Raw genomic sequence first — 15,985 nt, forward strand, 5'->3', positions numbered from 1 at the left:
ATGGACAACCAGGGCGGGATCACCGTTCAACGGGCACTGGAACTACCGGGGCTGCGCAGCGGACTCCCCGAGGTGGTGGCAGGAGCCGACCGGCTCGGCCGGACCGTGCGCTGGGTGCACGCCGGCGAGGTGCCGAACATCGCGTCCCTGCTCAAGGGCGGCGAGCTGCTGCTCACCACGGGCCTGGGACTCGGCACCCGGCCGGCCGAACAGCGGGCCTTCGTACGCCGCCTCGCCGACCGGGGCATCGCCGCACTGGTGGTCGAGCTGGGCCCGCGGTTCACCCGGCTGCCGGCGACGATCGTCGACACGGCGCGGGCGGCCGGCCTGCCCCTGGTGCAACTGCACCGCGAGGTCCCCTTCGTGGCCGTCACGGAGGAGGTCCACACCGAGATCGTCAACGGGCACTACGCGCTGCTCCAGCGCGCCGAGGAGGTCCACCGGCGCTGCACCGAGGCCCTGCTCGGCGGCGGCGGCATCCCCCAAGTCCTGCGCATCCTGGCCGATTTCACCGGAAACCCGGTGTTCCTGGAGACCCCGGACGGCCAGCTCCTGTACGCGGCCGGCAGCGCGTCGGGGGACGCGGCCGCCGACCCCCTGCAGGTGTGGGAGGGGCTGCGGGGCCGGGAAGCGGAGCCGTCCGCCAACTCCGTGCCGATCGACGTGCCGGGCGGCGGCCCCGGCACCGGAGCGGTACGCGCCCGGCTGGTGCTCGTCGGCGTGTCCGGGCCGCTGCTGCCGGTGCACCGGATGGCGGCGGAACGCACGGCGGGCGTGCTGGCGGTGGTCCTGATGCAGGCCCGCCAGGAGGAGGAGCTGGCCGCGCGCGGCCGCGGCGACTTCCTCACCGACCTCGCGGAGGGCCGGATCTCGGCTGAGGACGCCCCGGCACAGGCCCGGGTGCTCGGCTTCAAACCGGGCTCCGGCCCGCTGCTCCCGGTGGTGATGCGGCTGGCCGCCGACCTGGGCCCGGCCGGGAACTGGGCGGTCCTCGCCCGAGCCGTCCTGGAGGAACTCTCCTCGGTGGGCGTGCCGGTGCTGCTGGGCGTCCGGCCGGTCGAGGGCCGGGTCCCCCTCCTGGTCGGCCTGCGCACCGAGTCCGAGCGGACGGCGGTCGCCGACCGGGTGGCGGCGGCGCTGCGGGCCGGCGTGGAGCGGGCGGGCCTGGACCGGGCCGGCTCGCCGCCGGCCGTGGTGGTGGGCGTCGCGGGCGGCTGGGCGGCGGCCTCCTCCGGCTTGCGGCACGCGGCCGAAACCGCCACCGCCGCGCAGGGCCTGCCGGCCCGCCCCTGGTACGACGCCCGCCGCCTCGACATCGACCTGCTGCTGTGGCGGCTCCGCGAGCACCCGGACCTGGCGGCCTTCGTGGACCGCGCGATCGGCCCGCTCCGCACCCACGACGCGGCCTCGCGGCCGCCGCTGCTGCCCACCCTGGAGACGTATCTGGCGCACGCGGGCCGCAAGGCGGAGACGGCCCGCGAGCTGCACCTGAACCGGCAGACCCTGTACAACCGGCTGGCCCGCATCTCGGAACTCCTGGGCACCGACCTGGACGACCCGGAAACGGTCCTCGCCCTCAGCCTCGCCCTCCGCGCCCGCCGCCACACGCCGTAGCCGCTGCGCGGGGCCTTCCCCCACCCCGCCCCTTCCCGAAACTAGGGGCAGGCCCCCACCCCCCCGGTCTGGGCGCTTCGCGCCGGGTGCGCTCAAACGCCGCGCGGGCTGGAATGCCGCTCAGCGGCTCAGGCCGGGCGGAACCGCTCCATCAGCTCGTCGTACACCGCCAAGACCTGCGCCACCGTGTCATCCTCCGACGGCCAAGTCGCCGCCTGCACCAACCCCGCCCGCACCAACTCCCCCCGCCGCCCCGAATCCCCCAGCAACCCCGACACCGCCTCCGCCAGCGCCCCCGCATCCCCGTACGGCACCAGCACCCCCGCATCCCCCACCAGCTCCGGCACACCCCCCACCGCCGTCGCCACCAGCGGCACCCCCGCCCGCAGCGCCTCCTGCGCCAGCAGGGACCGTGCCTCCCAGCGGCTCGGCAGTACCGCCACGTCGGACGCCGCCAGCAGCTCGGCCACGTCCGGCCGCTGCCCCAGCAGCCGGACCGGGAGCCCTTCCTGCTCGATGCGCCGGGTGAGCTCGGCCCGCAGCCGCCCCTCCCCCGCGATCACCACCAGCGGTACGGGGTCCAGGGCCCGCCATTCCCTGGCCGCGTCCAGCAGCACCGAGTACCCGCGGTGCGGCACCAGGCTGCCCACGGCGATGACCAAGGGCCGTTCCACCGCGCCCAGTTCGGCCCGGACCTTGCCGGGATCCCCCGGTACGAACCGGGCGCCGGGCACGGTGACCGGTGCCAGCCGGGCGTCCCGCGCGCCGCGCCGGCGGGCCAGGTCCACCTGGTCGGAGGAGGTGCCCAGGACGACCGCGGCGGCCCGGGCCACCCGCCGTTCCAGCAGCCGGGTCAGCCCGGCCAGCGGGCCGGGGCCGGTGGCGGGCCCGGCGTGCCAGGTCACCACCAGTGGCACCCGCCGCCCGCGCAGGGCCAGCGCTGCCCGCATCCCGGCCTGGAGGCCGTGCGCGTGCACGATGTCCGCCCCGGCACAGGCGACCCGCAGCGCGTTCACCGCCGAGGGCTCGAACTGCGCGCCCGCGCCGGTGAAGTCGTACTCCCCTTCGGCGGCGACGGGCGCGCACACGGTGACCCGTACGCCGCGCGCGGCCAGCCCGCCGGCCAGGGACCGCACGTGCGCGCTGCTGCCCGCCCCGGCACCGGCACCGGCGCCGGCACCGCCCAGCACTTGCACGGTGCGCAGCGGCGGCCGCCCGTAGGGCGGGGCCGGAACCGGGGTACTGCTCACGGCCGGGGCTCCTGGAAGAGGGTGGTGCGGATGCCAGAGACGTCGCCCAGGATGCCAGCCCGTACGCGCGTTCCGGGACCATACGGGTGCGGATGCCGTACGAGAACCCGCCACACCCCTCCAGCTATCACCCACACGGGTGCGGCAGCGCCGCCCGGCGGGCCACCCCGGGGGCGCAACCGGCGCACCCGCAGCCCCCGACCACACCACCCGCCGGCGCGCACGCCCCGCGGGCGGCGAGGCGGGGTACCGAAAAGCACCCAGGGCCCACACGAGCGCATGCCCCCGCGGAACCGAACCGGCATCCCGCCACGCATCCGCGCGGGCACCCGGAGCCCGCCCCGCAGGGCCGAGGCCAAGGTCCGCCACGCATCCGCGCAGCCACCCGGAACCCACGCCCCCGCAGAGCCGAGGCGAAGTCCGCTTAGCCGCCGCGCTGCCACCCGGAGCCACGCCACCGCAGGGCCGAGGCCAAGGTCCGCCACGCATCCGCGCAGCCACCCGGAACCCACGCCCCCGCAGAGCCGAGGCAGGGTCCGCTACGCGTCCGCGCGGGCCGCCGCCAGCAGTTCCTCCGCGTGGGCCCGGGCCGTCTCCGAGTCCTCCTGGCCGGCCAGCATCCGCGACAGCTCCCGGATCCGGTCCTCGCCCTCCAGCACGGTGACCCCGGACCGGGTCACGGACCCGTCGTTGGTCTTCTCCACCAGCAGCTGCCGGTCGGCGAACGCCGCCACCTGCGGCAGGTGGGTGACCACGACGACCTGCGCCGACTTCGCCAGCTTGGCCAGCCGCCGGCCGACCTCCACCGCCGCCTTGCCGCCGACCCCCGCGTCGACCTCGTCGAAGAGGTACGTCGGCACCGGGTCCGAGCCGGCGAAGACGACCTCCACCGCCAGCATCACCCGGGACAGCTCACCGCCCGACGCGCCCTTGGCGATCGGCCGCGGCTGCGCGCCCGGGTGCGGGGCGAGGAGCAGTTCGACCTCGTCCGCGCCGGACGGCCCGTACACGACGCAGCGTCCGCCGACCTCCACCCCGTCACCGGAGGGGTCCTCGGTCTGCCGGATGTCGATGGTGACCCGCGCGTGCGGCATCGCCAGCGAGGCCAGCTCCGACGTCACCGCCGACCCGAACCGTTCCGCCGCCTCCACCCGCGCGTCGGTCAACGCCTGTGCCAGCTGCGATAGTTCCGCCCGCAGCCCGTCGCGTTCCGCGGTCAGCTCGCCGATCCGCTCGTCGTCGCCGTCCAGTTCCAGCAGCCGGGCGGAGCCCTGCTCGGCCCAGGCCAGCACCGAGTCGACGGAGTCCCCGTACTTCCTGGTCAGCTGGGTGAGCGCGGCCCGGCGCTCCTCGACCGCCGCGAGCCGCAGCGGGTCCGCGTCCAGGTTGTCCGCGTATCCGGCGAGTTCTCCGGCCACGTCGGCCAGCAGGATGCCCAGTTCCCCGATCCGCTCGGCGAGCCCGCCGAGGGTCGCCGGGTCGTGCGCGCGTACGGACTCCAGGGCCCGGTGCGCGCCCGCCACGAGCGTGTTGGCGTCGACGGCTTCCGGGTCCTCCGGGTTGCCGGCGAGCGCGGCGTGCGCGAGGAGCGCCGCCGAGGCCAGCGATTCGGCGTGGCCGAGCCGCTCGGCCTCCGCCGCGAGCTCGACGTCCTCGCCGGCCCTGGGCTCCACGGCCGCGATCTCCTCCAGCCCGAACCGCAGCAGATCGGCCTCCTGGGCGCGTTCCCGGGCCCGGGTGGTGATCTCCTCCAGCTCGCCGGCGACCGCCCGCAGCCGGCGGTAGGCGGCCGAGTACTTCTCCAGCGGGACCGCGACCGCGTCCCCGGCGTACCGGTCCAGCGCCTGCCGCTGCCGGGCCGGCCGGAGCAGGCCCTGCTGGTCGGTCTGCCCGTGTACGGCGACCAGGTCGTCCGCGAGCTCGCCGAGCAGCCCGACCGGCACGGACCGCCCGCCGACGTGGGCGCGCGAGCGCCCCTCGGCGGAAACGGTCCGGCTGATCAGCAGCGCACCGTCGTCCAGCTCGGCCCCGGCCTCCTCGGCCCGCAGCGCGGCGGGCGCCCCGGGACGTACGACGATCCGGCCCTCGACCACCGCGGCCTTGGACCCGACGCGCACCAGGGCGGGGTCGGCCCGGCCGCCGAGCAGCAACCCGAGGCTGGTGACGACCATGGTCTTGCCCGCGCCGGTCTCGCCGGTCACCGCGGTGAATCCGGGCGACAGCTCGACCACCGCGTCGTCGATGACTCCGAGCGACCGTATCCGCATCTCCTCAAGCACGGACCGACCATATCGAGGATTGGCCCGTGCCATGCGACCTCACCCCGTCCCCCCGCACCGATCGGGTTACGCCCCTTCCGCGGGCGCCTAGTGCGGGGCCCCGCGCCAGCCCGCGACCGGGAGGGCGAATTTCGCCACCAGCCGGTCCGTGAACACCGCGTGGTGCAGCCGGGCGAGCCGCACCGGGACGGTGCCGCGGCGGACCTCGACGCGGGCGCTGGGCGGCAGCGTGACGGTGCGCCGCCCGTCGCACCAGAGCACCCCGTGCGGGGTGCCGGTCTGCACCTCCACCGCGAGCACGGATGTGGGCGAGGTCACCAGCGGCTTGGCGAACAGCGCGTGGGCGCTGATCGGGACCATCAGCAGTGCCTCGACCTCCGGCCAGACCACCGGTCCGCCCGCGGAGAAGGCGTACGCCGTGGAGCCGGTCGGGGTCGCGCAGACGATCCCGTCGCAGCCGAAGCCGGAGACCGGCCGCCCGTCGATCTCGAGCACGACCTCCAGCATCCGCTCCGGGGACACCTTCTGGACGGCAGCTTCGTTGAGCGCCCAGTCCCGGTGGACGATGTCCCCGTTGCTGCGGACCAGCACGTCGAGGGTCATCCGCTCCTCGACCTCGTAGGCCTTGGTGACCACCCGGTCGACGACCTTGTCCAGGTCGTCGCGTTCGGCTTCGGCGAGGAAGCCGACCCGGCCCAGGTTGACGCCGAGCATCGGCACGCCGGAGCCGCGGGCGAACTCGGCTCCGCGCAGCAGGGTGCCGTCACCGCCCAGCACGATCAGCAGCTCGCATCCGTCGAGGACGCCCTCGGTGGTCTCGGTGACGAGCTCGACCTCGGGCGGCAGCGGCAGGTCGGCCGCCTCGTGGGCGAGGACCCGGACGCCCAGCCCGCACCGGAGCAGCCCCTGGACGACCAGCTCCGCACTGCGGATCGCGGCCGGCCGGCCGGTGTGCGCGACCAGGAAGACGGTCCGCCCTGTCGTTGAAGCAGTAGAACTTGTCACCGCGGCCCCTCCGCCACTGCACGGTCAACATCCGCCGGGTCGAGTGCCGGTGCCCCCGCCCGCAGCCACAGAAAGTATTCGACATTGCCCGACGGGCCCGGCAGCGGGCTCGCCGTCACTCCGAGTACGCCCAGCCCCAGCCCGCCGGCCTGCCGGGCGACCTCCCGCACCGCCTCGGCGCGCAGCTCGGGGCTGCGGACCACGCCGCCGCTGCCGAGCCGCTCCTTGCCGACCTCGAACTGCGGCTTGACCATCAGCACCAGGTCGGCGTCGGGTGCGGTGCAGCGCACCAAGGCGGGCAGCACCAGCCCGATCGAGATGAACGAGAGATCGCCGACGACGAGGTCGACCGGCTCCCCGTCGATCTGCTCCAGCGTCAGCTCGCGGACGTTGGTCCGGTCCTTGACGGTGACCCGGTCGTCGCTCTGCAGGGACCAGGCGAGCTGGCCGTAGCCGACGTCGACGGCGACGACGTGGGCGACCCCCGCGCGCAGCAGGACGTCGGTGAACCCGCCGGTGGAGGCGCCCGCGTCCAGCGCCCGGCGGCCCTCCACCCGCAGCCCCTGCGGCTGGAACGCGGCCAGCGCCCCGGCGAGCTTGTGCCCGCCGCGCGAGACGTACTCGGGGTCGCTGTCGTCCTTCAGCACCACCAGCGCGGCGCTGGTCTCGACCTGGGTGGCGGCCTTGGTCGCGGTGGCGCCGCCCACGGTGACGCGGCCGGCGGCGATCAACTGGCCGGCGTGCTCCCGCGAGCGCGCCATCTTGCGGCGTACCAGTTCGGCGTCCAGGCGGCGGCGTGCCACTCCTGCCACGTTCGGTTCAGCTCCTGATGTCGTACGGACGAGATGCCTGGGGCGCGTCCAGCGCGGTCAGCGCGTCACGCAACCCCCTGTGCACATCCTCGTACACCTCGACGTGGCCGTCCGCCGGGAGGTGGTCGGCATCGGCCAGCCGCGCGAGCTGTGCGTCGATCTCGGCACGGCCGGTGGAGGTGCGGGCCACCCCGAGCGGGGCGGGGCGGGCCGCCTCGGCCGGCTCGGTGGTGGGCTCTTCGTCGTTCATGGCCCCGACGCTACCTGCTGGCGCTGCGGTACGGTCGGCAGCACCATGGCGACGATCGAGGAGTGCCGAGCCGCACTCGACCAGCTTTCCGGCAACCTGGCGCGGGCCGACGAGGGCGTGCGCGGCGCGGCCGCGCTCGACCGGTCCCTGAGCTGCCACATCACCGACCTCGACCAGACCTTCACCGGCCGGCTGGACGGCGGCCGCATCCGGGTGGACGCACTCTCACCCGGCCCGCCCCGCGAGAAGGCGGAGATCCGGCTGGCGATGACCGGTGACGACCTGGTGGCGATGGTCGCGGGCACCCTGAACTTCGCGAAGGCCTGGACGGGCGGCCGAGTCCGCCTGGAAGCCGGCTTCCGCGACCTCCTCCGCCTCCGCACCCTGCTCTAGCCAACCCCAGCCGCCCACTCCAGCCGGCGTTTGATGCGGGCGCAGCCGAACCCAGCCCCGCCGGCGTTTGATGCGGGCGCAGCCGAACCCAGCCCCGCCGGCGCTTGAGGCGGGCGCAGCCGAACCCAGCCCCGCCGGCGTTTGAGGCGCGGGGTCTGGGGCGGAGCCCCAGCAGCCCAGCCGCAACCCCCGCCCCGCACCCGGGGGCCGGGCACAGCCCACTCCAGCCCCGCCGGCGCTTGAGGCGCGGGGCCTGGGGCGGAGCCCCAGCAGCCCAGCGCAACCCCCGCCCCGCCGGCGCAGCCGCGCCCAGCGGCACACGGGGGGCGGGCCGAGGCCCGCTACGCCACCGCCGCCGCGCGGCGACGCTCGCTCCGGGCAGCCGGGACCACCAAGGGGGTCCCGGTCGCCGGATCGGAGATCACCTGGCACCGCAGTCCGAACACGTGCTCCACCAGCTCCGCGGTGACGACGGAGGCCGGCGCCCCCTCCGCCACCACCTCCCCACCACGCAGCGCGATCAGGTGCGTCGCGTACCGAGCCGCATGGTTCAGGTCGTGCAGCACCGCCACCAGCGTCCGCCCCTGCGTCTCGTGCAGCTCCGCGCACAGGTCCAGCACGTCGATCTGGTGCTGGATGTCCAGATACGTCGTCGGCTCGTCGAGCAGCAGCAGCGGTGTCTGCTGGGCCAGTGCCATCGCGATCCACACCCGCTGCCGCTGCCCCCCGGACAGCTCGTCCACCGCCCGGTCGGCCAGCTCCGCAACCCCCGTCGACGCCATCGATTCCTGCACGATCCGCTCGTCCTCCGGCGACCACTGCCGCAGCAGCCCCTGGTGCGGGTACCGCCCCCGCGACACCAGGTCCGCGACCGTGATCCCGTCCGGCGCGATCGACGACTGCGGCAGCAGCCCGAGCGTCTTGGCGACCTTCTTCGCCGGCATCGATCCGATCGCGTGCCCGTCCAGCAGCACCCTCCCGGCCGTCGGCTTCAGCATCCGCGACAGCGCGCGCAGCAGCGTGGACTTGCCGCAGGCGTTCGGGCCGACGATCACCGTGAAGGAGTTGTCGGGGATCTCCACCGACAGGTTCTCCGCGATGACCCGCCGGTCGTAGCCGAGGGTGACGTTCTCCGCGGTCAGCCGCTGCACGTGCGTACTCCTTGTTCTCATATGCGTCCCGCCCTGCGCTCGGTGACGAGCAGCCACAGCAGATAGACCCCGCCGACCAGCCCGGTCACCACGCCCACCGGCAGCTGGGCGGAGCCGAAGGCGCGCTGCGCGGCCCAGTCGGACACCAGCAGCAGTACGGCGCCCATGAGCGCGCCGGAGATCAGGTTGGAGCCGGGCGACCGGGTGAGCCGCCGGGCCAGCTGGGGTGCGGCCAGGGCCACGAAGGCGATCGGCCCGGCGGCCGCGGCGGCGGCCGTGGTCAGCAGGATCGCCGCCAGCATGAGCAGCATCCGGGTGCGTTCCACCCGTACGCCCACCGCGGCCGCGGCATCGTCGCCCATCTCCATCATCCGCAGGGCCCGGCCCTGGCCGAGGACCAGCGGGAACAACACCGCGCAGGTCGCCGCGAGCGGCCCCACCTGCGCCCAGTCGCGGCCCGCGAGGGAGCCGGTCAGCCAGATCATCGCGCGGGTGGCATCGACCAGCTGGGACTTGGTGAGCAGGTACTGGATGCCCGCGATCAGCATGGCGGAGGCGCCGATGCCGACGAGCACCAGCCGGTAGCCGTTGATGCCGCGCTTGTACGCCAGCAGGTAGATGGCTCCGCCGGTCAGCAGGCCGCCGGCGAGGGCGCCGGCCGCCACCGTTTCGGCGTCGCCCTTGAACAGGACGATGACGCCGAGGGCGCCGACCGCGGCGCCGTGCCCGAAGCCGAGCAGATCGGGTGAGCCGAGCGGGTTGCGGGACACCGACTGGAAGACGGCCCCGGCCATGCCGAGTGCGGCGCCGACCAGTACCGCCACGAGGACCCGCGGCAGCCGCAGGTCGTGGACGATGAACTCGTCGGCGGGGGCCCCGTGGCCCAGGAGGGTGCGTACGACGTCCAGGGGCGCGATGGGGAAGTCGCCGGTGCCGATCAGCACGACGGCCATCAGCAGCATCACGGCGGTCAGCAGCAGGCCGACCGTGAGGGAGCGCGGTTCGATCCGCAGCGAGGTCCGGCCGGGCCCGCGCAGCGCCCGCGGCCGCCGGGACCCGCGCGACGGCTTACGCGGGCCGGTCTCCGGGGCGCCTCCCGGGCCGGCCTCGGAGGTGGCGGCGGTCACGGTCACAGCTGGGCCATCCTCTTGCGCCGTACCAGGAAGATGAAGACGGGCCCGCCGATGAGCGCGGTGACGATGCCGACCTGGAGTTCGGCGGGCCGGGTGACGATCCGGCCGATGACGTCCGCTCCGAGCAGCAGCGCGGGCGAGAGCACCGCCGAGTAGGCGAGGACCCACCGCATGTCCGGTCCGGTGAAGGCGCGTACCAGGTGCGGGACCATCAGCCCGATGAAGACGATCGGCCCGCAGGCGGCGGTCGCGGCCCCGCACAGCAGGGTGATGGCGGCCATCGCGGCGATCCGGGTGCGGTTCAGGTGGGCGCCGAGGGCACGCGCCGTGTCGTCGCCCATGGCCATCGCGTTGAGCGGCCGGCCCAGCGCGAGCGCCAGGACGGCGCCGGCCAGGAGGAACGGCGCGACCTGCCGGACGGTCTCCATGGTGGCGGAGGCCAGCGAGCCGACCGTCCAGAAGCGCAGCTTGTCCATCGCGTTGCTGTCCATGAGCTGGACGGCGTTGATGTAGCCGACGAGGGCCGCGCTGGCCGCCGTACCGGCGAGGGCCAGCCGGACCGGGGTGGCGCTGCGGCTGCCGCCGAGGACGTACACGACCACCGACACCAGGGCGGCGCCGGCGAAGGCGTACCAGACGAACTCGCCGAGCGAGTTGGCCCCGAGGAAGCTGATCGCGGAGACCACGGCGGCCGCGGCGCCGGCGTTGACGCCGAGGATGCCGGGCTCGGCGAGCGGGTTGCGGGTCAGCGCCTGCATGACCGCACCGGACAGGCCGAGCCCGGCGCCGACCATCAGGCCGAGCAGGGTGCGCGGGATCCGCAGGTCGTGCACCACCACGTCGGACGGCGTTCCGGTGTAGTGGAACAGGCCGTGCCAGACCTCCTCCAGGGGCATCGCCCTGGCGCCCATGGCGAGACTGGCCGTCGCGATCAGCACCAGGGCGGCGCCGGCGGCCGACAGACCGACGGCGCGTGCGCCGGTGCGTGCGCCGGGGGCGGCGGGCGGCACGGCGCTCTGTTCGGGGGGACTCTCGACCAACACCCGAGTTAGGTTAGCCTACCCTTCCATCAAAGCCCGATCCTGGCCAGGGCCTTCCCGCCGTCCAGCGCGCACACCCCGTCCCCGGCATGCGTCCAGGCCGCCGCACACAGCGCCCGCAGCCCGTCGACCGGGTCCCCGTCCGCAGCGGAACCACCCGCCGCGGAACCACCCGGGACCGCCGCGGACTCCTGAAGCGGTGTCAGCACCAGCTCGTCGTCGACGACCCCGGCCCGCCAGCCGCCGCATTCGAAGAACCCGTCGTGCTCGCGCACCTCCGGCTGCCCCGTCAGCAGCCCCCGCAGATCCCGGTCCACGTACGTCGGCCGGTACTTCGGCTCGGCCCGCAGCAGCTGCGCCGCGTCCGTCACCCCGGTCAGCACCAGCAGCGAGTCCACCTCCCCGTAGAACGCGCCCTCGATGTCCGTGTCCAGCCGGTCCCCCACCACCAGCGGCCGCTCGGCCCCGGTCCGCAGGATGGTCTCCCGGTGCATCGGCGGCAGCGGCTTCCCCGCCACCTGCGGCTCGGCGCCCGTGGCGATCCGTACGACCTCCACCGCGGCCCCGTTGCCCGGCGCGATCCCCCGCGCCCCCGGAATCGTCAGATCCGTGTTCGACGCGAACCAGGGCACGCCCCGCGCGATCGCGTACGAAGCCTCAGCGAACCGCCCCCACGCCAGGTCCGGCCCGCCGTACCCCTGGACCACCGCGGCCGGGTCGTCGTCCGCCGACTCCACCGGCACCAGCCCGCGTTCGCGCAACGCCACCCGCAGCCCCTCGCCGCCGATGACCAGCACCCGCGACCCTTCCGGCAGTTGGTCGGCGATCAGCCGGGCCACCGCCTGCGCCGAGGTGATCACCTCCCCGGCCTCGGTCGGGATGCCCAGCTCGGTCAGATGGGCGGCGACCGCGTCCGGCGTGCGCAGCGCGTTGTTGGTGACGTACGCGAGGTGCATCCCGTCCGCCCGTGCCGCCAGCAGCGACTCCACGGCGTGGTCGATGGCCAGCCCGCCCGCGTACACCACCCCGTCGAGGTCCAGCAGAGCCGTGTCGTACGCCTCGTGCAGCCGCCGCTCACTGCCCGCGGGCCTGGTCCTGCTCTGCCGGCTCATCCCCGTCCGCTCCTCTTCAGTCACAAGCAAAGGATCTTGTCCGAATTCCGTACTGCCCCGATCATCCCGCATCACGAGACGCGACTTACCATGCACCAATGACCACACCTGGTATCGAGGAACACGGACTCCGCCTGATCCCGTTCCACGGGCTGCGCTACGTCCCCGAACGCGTCGGCAGCCTCGCCGCCGTCACCTCGCCGCCGTACGACGTGGTCGTGCGCCCCGACGGACTCAACCACCTCGAGTCCGCCGATCCGCACAACATCGTCCGCCTCATCCTTCCCCAGGCCGACACCCCCGACGAGCGCAACGAACAGGCCGCCCGGACCCTCGAGGACTGGCTGGCCGAGGGCATCCTCCGCTCCGACCCCGAACCCGCCCTGTACGTCTACGAGCAGCGCAAGGGCGACCTGCTGCAGCGCGGCATCATCGGCGCCCTCGCCCTCTCCACGGCCGATGCCGGCATCGTCCTCCCCCACGAGGACGTCATGCCCCACGTGGTCACCGACCGGGCCGGCCTGATGCGGGCCACCGCCGCCAACCTCGAACCGTTGCTCCTCACCTACCGCGGCGAGGACCCCGACGGCGGAGCCGCGGAGATCGTGGAGGCCACGGCCGGCCGCGCCCCCCTCCTCGCCACCACCACCGAGGACGGCTTCCGGCACCGCCTGTGGGCGATCACCGACCCCGCCGAGGTCGCGGCCATCAGCAGGGACCTCGGCCACCGGCAGGCCCTCATCGCGGACGGCCACCACCGCTGGGCGACGTACCTGCGGCTCCAGGCGGAACACCACACCCCCGGCGCCTGGGACTTCGGCCTGGTCCTCCTCGTGGACACCGCCCGCTACCCGCTCCAGGTCCGCGCGATCCACCGGCTGCTCCGCCGCCTGCCGCTCCCCGAGGCCCTGGCCGCCCTCACCCCCGGCTTCCGGGTCCGCGAGGTCGAAGGCCCGCTGCCCGCCGCCATGGCGGCCCTGGGCGAGGCCGCCGCCACCGGCAACGCCTTCCTGCTCACCGGAGACGGCCGCTTCCACCTGGTCACGGACCCGGACCCGGCCCTGCTCGACCGCACCGTGCGGCACGACCGCCCCGAGGCGTGGCGCCGGCTGGACGCGACGGTCCTGCACGCCACCCTCCTCGACACCCTGTGGCACGTCCCCGATACCCCCGAGCACATCACCTACATCCACGACACCGAGGCCACCGTCGAGATGGCCGAGCGGATCGGCGGCACGGCCGTCCTGCTCCACCCGGTACGGGAGGAAGTGGTCCGGGACCTGGCCCGGCAGGGGGTCACCATGCCCCGCAAATCCACCTCGTTCGGCCCGAAGCCGGCCACCGGGCTGGTCCTGCGCAGCCTGGAGGCCTGAGCTCCGGAAACGTGAAAAGGGCGGTACCCCGTTCGGGGTACCGCCCTTTTCCGTGCCGCTAGGCCTTGCTGCCGCCGTCACCCTCGACGTCGTCGTCGATGTCGTCGGCGTCGGCGATGTCGTCACCGGCACCGGCGGGGACGTCCTCGGCGTCCGGGCCGTCGACCGGCTCGTACTCCTCGTCGTCCTCGTCGTAGTACTCGGTCATGTCCGAGGCCGCCTCGGCCGCCGCTTCCTCGGCGGCGTCGATGGCGTCGAGCTCCTCGTCCTCGTCGTCCTCGTCCATCGCGTCGACGAACTCCACCCCGTCCATCTCGGCGAGCCGGTCGGAGGCGTCGGTGGCCCCGTCCTTGTCCGCCTCGAGGGTCTTCGCGAACCACTCGCGCGCCTCGTCCTCACGACCGGCCGCCAGCAGGGCGTCCGCGTAGGCGTACCGCAGGCGCGCGGTCCACGGCTGCACGGCGCTGGAGGCCAGCTCCGGGCTCTGCAGGGTCACGATGGCGGCGTCCAGCTGCCCCATGTCCCGGCGCGCCCCGGCAGCGACCAGCCGCATCTCGACCTGGCCGGCCTTGTCGAGCTTCTGGACCTCCGGCTCACCGGCCATGGCCAGAGCACGCTCGGGCCGGCCGAGGCCGCGCTCGCAGTCGGCCATGACGGGCCACAGCTCGACCGAACCGGTCATCCGCTTGGCAGCCCGGAACTCGGCCAGCGCCTCGCTGTACTTCTGGTTCGCGTACGCGGCGAAGCCGGCGGCCTCGCGCACGGCGGCGACCCGGGAGGCCAGCCGGAGGGCGATCCGCGAGTACGCGTACGCCTGCTCGGGGTCCTCGTCGATCAGACGGGCCACCATCACCAGGTTCCGGGAGACTTCCTCGGCCAGGCCCTTGGGCAGGCTGAGCAGCTCCTGGCGGACGTCGGAGTCGATCTCGTCCCCGGTGACGTCGTCGTCGATCGGCAGCCGCTTCACGGGCTCCCGGTCGCTGCGGTCACGGTAGTCCCGGTCCCGCTCGTCACGGCCGCCGCGGAAACCGCCACGGTCGCCGCCACGGTCATCGCGCCCGCGGTAACCGCCACGGTCGTCACGGCCACGGAAGCCGCCACGGTCGCCACCGCGGTCGCCACCGCGGTCATCACGGCGATCGTCACGGCCGCCGCGGAACCCGCCACGGTCGTCTTCACGACGGGGGTAGCTCGGACGGTCACCGCGGTCGCCACGGTCGTCGCGACGGAAGCCGCCACCGCTCGGGCGACCACCACGGTCATCCTCGCGGCGGGGGTAGCTGGGACGGTCCCCGCCACGGTCGTCACGACCGCCGCGGAAGCCACCACGGTCGTCCTCACGGCGCGGGTAGCTGGGACGGTCACCGCGGTCGTCACGGCGGAAGCCGCCACCGCTCGGCCGACCACCACGGTCATCATCACGGCGCGGGTAGCTGGGACGGTCGCCACGGTCGTCGCGACGGAAGCCGCCACCGCTCGGCCGGCCACCACGGTCGTCCTCACGGCGCGGGTAGCTCGGACGGTCGCCACGGTCGTCACGGCGGAAGCCGCCACCGCTCGGCCGGCCACCACGGTCGTCCTCGCGACGGGGGTAGCTCGGACGGTCGCCACGGTCGTCGCGACGGAAGCCGCCACCGCTCGGCCGGCCACCACGGTCATCGTCACGGCGCGGGTAGCTCGGGCGGTCACCGCGGTCGTCGCGGCGGAACGACGGACGGTCGCCACCACGGTCGTCGCGGCGCGGGTAGCTGGGACGGTCCCCGCCACGGTCATCACGACCGCCGCGGAACCCACCACGGTCATCATCACGACGCGGGTAGCTCGGACGGTCACCGCGGTCGTCGCGACGGAAGCCGCCACCGCTCGGCCGACCACCACGGTCATCATCACGGCGCGGGTAGCTCGGGCGGTCGCCACGGTCGTCGCGGCGGAACGACGGACGGTCGCCACCACGGTCGTCGCGGCGCGGGTAGCTGGGACGGTCCCCGCCACGGTCATCACGACCGCCGCGGAACCCACCACGGTCATCATCACGACGCGGGTAGCTGGGACGGTCACCACCGCGGTTGTCATCACGACGGAAGGGAGGACGGTCCCCACCCCGGTCGTCACGACCACGGAAACCACCGCGGTCGCCACCGCGGTCGCCACCGCCGGCGGGGCGGCCACCACGGTCGTCACGACGGAAGCCGCCACCGCTCGGGCGACCACCACGGTCGTCGCGACGGAAGCCGCCACGGTCACCGCCACGGTCGTCACGGCCCCCGCGGTAGCCGCCCCTGTCACCGCCGTCGTTGCGCCGAGGCTCGCGCTCCGGACGATCGTCGGGAGAGTTGGACATGGGTGTGACTCCTGTCTTCGGGGTACCGCTAGTCATTCTCGCGCAACCAACCCATGGCCGCGCTTCGGCGTAAAGAGATGAAAAACAAAAAGGACCCTTGGTCCAGCGTTGAACGCTGGACCAAGGGTCCTTTGAAAGATTGTTCGGCGGCGTCCTACTCTCCCACAGGGTCCCCCCTGCAGTACCATCGGCGCTGAAAGGCTTAGCTTCCGGGTTCGGAATGTAACCGGGC

At 74.3% G+C, this 15,985-nt stretch carries 13 protein-coding genes, 1 rRNA gene and 1 pseudogene; 3 read left to right on the forward strand and 12 right to left on the reverse strand.

Annotation, left to right across the window (positions count from 1 at the left end; all coding sequences use genetic code 11):
* On the forward strand, positions 1 to 1,614 hold the full coding sequence (locus AB0447_RS33790) for a PucR family transcriptional regulator (protein WP_366480754.1): 1,614 nt from the start codon (positions 1 to 3) through the stop codon (positions 1,612 to 1,614).
* A 128-nt stretch (positions 1,615 to 1,742) separates the two neighbouring features.
* Here AB0447_RS33790 and AB0447_RS33795 read toward each other — a convergent pair whose 3' ends face one another.
* From AB0447_RS33795 to AB0447_RS33815, 5 genes are all read right to left on the reverse strand, one after another.
* Positions 1,743 to 2,864: a glycosyltransferase family 4 protein gene (locus AB0447_RS33795; RefSeq protein WP_366480741.1), complete on the reverse strand. Its 1,122-nt coding sequence runs from the start codon at positions 2,862 to 2,864 to the stop codon at positions 1,743 to 1,745.
* A 539-nt stretch (positions 2,865 to 3,403) separates the two neighbouring features.
* On the reverse strand, positions 3,404 to 5,131 hold the full coding sequence (gene recN, locus AB0447_RS33800; protein ID WP_366480755.1) for a DNA repair protein RecN: 1,728 nt from the start codon (positions 5,129 to 5,131) through the stop codon (positions 3,404 to 3,406).
* A gap of 99 nt (positions 5,132 to 5,230) precedes the next feature.
* On the reverse strand, positions 5,231 to 6,148 hold the full coding sequence (locus AB0447_RS33805) for an NAD kinase (protein ID WP_366480742.1): 918 nt from the start codon (positions 6,146 to 6,148) through the stop codon (positions 5,231 to 5,233).
* A complete protein-coding gene (locus AB0447_RS33810; protein WP_366480743.1) occupies positions 6,145 to 6,960 on the reverse strand; it encodes a TlyA family RNA methyltransferase in 816 nt (271 codons plus the stop codon). The genes AB0447_RS33805 and AB0447_RS33810 overlap by 4 nt, the downstream gene beginning before the upstream one ends.
* Before the next feature lie 7 nt (positions 6,961 to 6,967).
* Positions 6,968 to 7,210, reverse strand: a complete 243-nt coding sequence (locus AB0447_RS33815) for a hypothetical protein (RefSeq protein ID WP_366480744.1) — start codon at positions 7,208 to 7,210, stop codon at positions 6,968 to 6,970.
* A gap of 45 nt (positions 7,211 to 7,255) precedes the next feature.
* On the opposite strand from AB0447_RS33815, the gene AB0447_RS33820 reads away from it, so the two are divergent.
* The gene (locus tag AB0447_RS33820) at positions 7,256 to 7,603 is read left to right on the forward strand and encodes an SCP2 sterol-binding domain-containing protein (RefSeq protein WP_366480746.1); all 348 of its coding nucleotides are present in this window, start codon (positions 7,256 to 7,258) and stop codon (positions 7,601 to 7,603) included.
* Positions 7,604 to 7,944: 341 nt separating this feature from the next.
* Here the strand turns inward: AB0447_RS33820 and AB0447_RS33825 are convergent, their stop codons facing one another.
* The 4 genes from AB0447_RS33825 to AB0447_RS33840 all read right to left on the reverse strand — a co-directional run bounded on the left by AB0447_RS33825 (position 7,945) and on the right by AB0447_RS33840 (position 12,039).
* Positions 7,945 to 8,754, reverse strand: a complete 810-nt coding sequence (locus AB0447_RS33825) for an ABC transporter ATP-binding protein (protein WP_366480748.1) — start codon at positions 8,752 to 8,754, stop codon at positions 7,945 to 7,947.
* A gap of 17 nt (positions 8,755 to 8,771) precedes the next feature.
* Positions 8,772 to 9,791 carry an iron chelate uptake ABC transporter family permease subunit gene (locus AB0447_RS33830; protein WP_366480756.1) on the reverse strand — a complete coding sequence of 340 codons (1,020 nt, stop codon included), beginning with the start codon at positions 9,789 to 9,791 and terminating at the stop codon, positions 8,772 to 8,774.
* 92 nt (positions 9,792 to 9,883) lie between these two features.
* Positions 9,884 to 10,930: an iron chelate uptake ABC transporter family permease subunit gene (locus tag AB0447_RS33835; RefSeq protein ID WP_366480749.1), complete on the reverse strand. Its 1,047-nt coding sequence runs from the start codon at positions 10,928 to 10,930 to the stop codon at positions 9,884 to 9,886.
* Positions 10,931 to 10,956: 26 nt separating this feature from the next.
* Complete coding sequence (locus tag AB0447_RS33840; RefSeq protein WP_366480750.1) at positions 10,957 to 12,039, reverse strand: HAD hydrolase-like protein; 1,083 nt, start codon at positions 12,037 to 12,039, stop codon at positions 10,957 to 10,959.
* A 98-nt stretch (positions 12,040 to 12,137) separates the two neighbouring features.
* Here AB0447_RS33840 and AB0447_RS33845 point away from each other — a divergent pair, with 98 nt between their 5' ends.
* Entirely contained in the window at positions 12,138 to 13,412 is a 1,275-nt protein-coding gene (locus AB0447_RS33845) for a DUF1015 domain-containing protein (RefSeq protein WP_366480751.1), read from the forward strand.
* Between the two features lie 58 nt (positions 13,413 to 13,470).
* Here the strand turns inward: AB0447_RS33845 and AB0447_RS33850 are convergent, their stop codons facing one another.
* From AB0447_RS33850 to rrf, 3 genes and pseudogenes are all read right to left on the reverse strand, one after another.
* Positions 13,471 to 14,370 carry a tetratricopeptide repeat protein gene (locus tag AB0447_RS33850; protein WP_366480757.1) on the reverse strand — a complete coding sequence of 300 codons (900 nt, stop codon included), beginning with the start codon at positions 14,368 to 14,370 and terminating at the stop codon, positions 13,471 to 13,473.
* A 687-nt stretch (positions 14,371 to 15,057) separates the two neighbouring features.
* Positions 15,058 to 15,696: pseudogene (locus AB0447_RS33855) on the reverse strand (tetratricopeptide repeat protein); the annotation flags it as partial.
* Between the two features lie 198 nt (positions 15,697 to 15,894).
* A 5S ribosomal RNA gene (gene rrf / locus AB0447_RS33860) occupies positions 15,895 to 15,985 on the reverse strand; the annotation flags it as partial.

The organism is Streptomyces sp. NPDC051211 (assembly GCF_040689505.1).
GTDB lineage: Bacteria > Actinomycetota > Actinomycetes > Streptomycetales > Streptomycetaceae > Streptomyces.

What these genes read in the sequence shown, in the direction of transcription:
- AB0447_RS33840 (WP_366480750.1), bottom strand. Translation starts at nt 12,039, where the DNA reads ATGAGCCGGCAGAGCAGGACCAGGCCCGCGGGCAGTGAGCGGCGGCTG.
- AB0447_RS33815 (WP_366480744.1), bottom strand. Translation starts at nt 7,210, where the DNA reads ATGAACGACGAAGAGCCCACCACCGAGCCGGCCGAGGCGGCCCGCCCC.
- AB0447_RS33820 (WP_366480746.1), top strand. Translation starts at nt 7,256, where the DNA reads ATGGCGACGATCGAGGAGTGCCGAGCCGCACTCGACCAGCTTTCCGGC.
- AB0447_RS33790 (WP_366480754.1), top strand. Translation starts at nt 1, where the DNA reads ATGGACAACCAGGGCGGGATCACCGTTCAACGGGCACTGGAACTACCG.
- AB0447_RS33845 (WP_366480751.1), top strand. Translation starts at nt 12,138, where the DNA reads ATGACCACACCTGGTATCGAGGAACACGGACTCCGCCTGATCCCGTTC.
- recN (WP_366480755.1), bottom strand. Translation starts at nt 5,131, where the DNA reads ATGCGGATACGGTCGCTCGGAGTCATCGACGACGCGGTGGTCGAGCTG.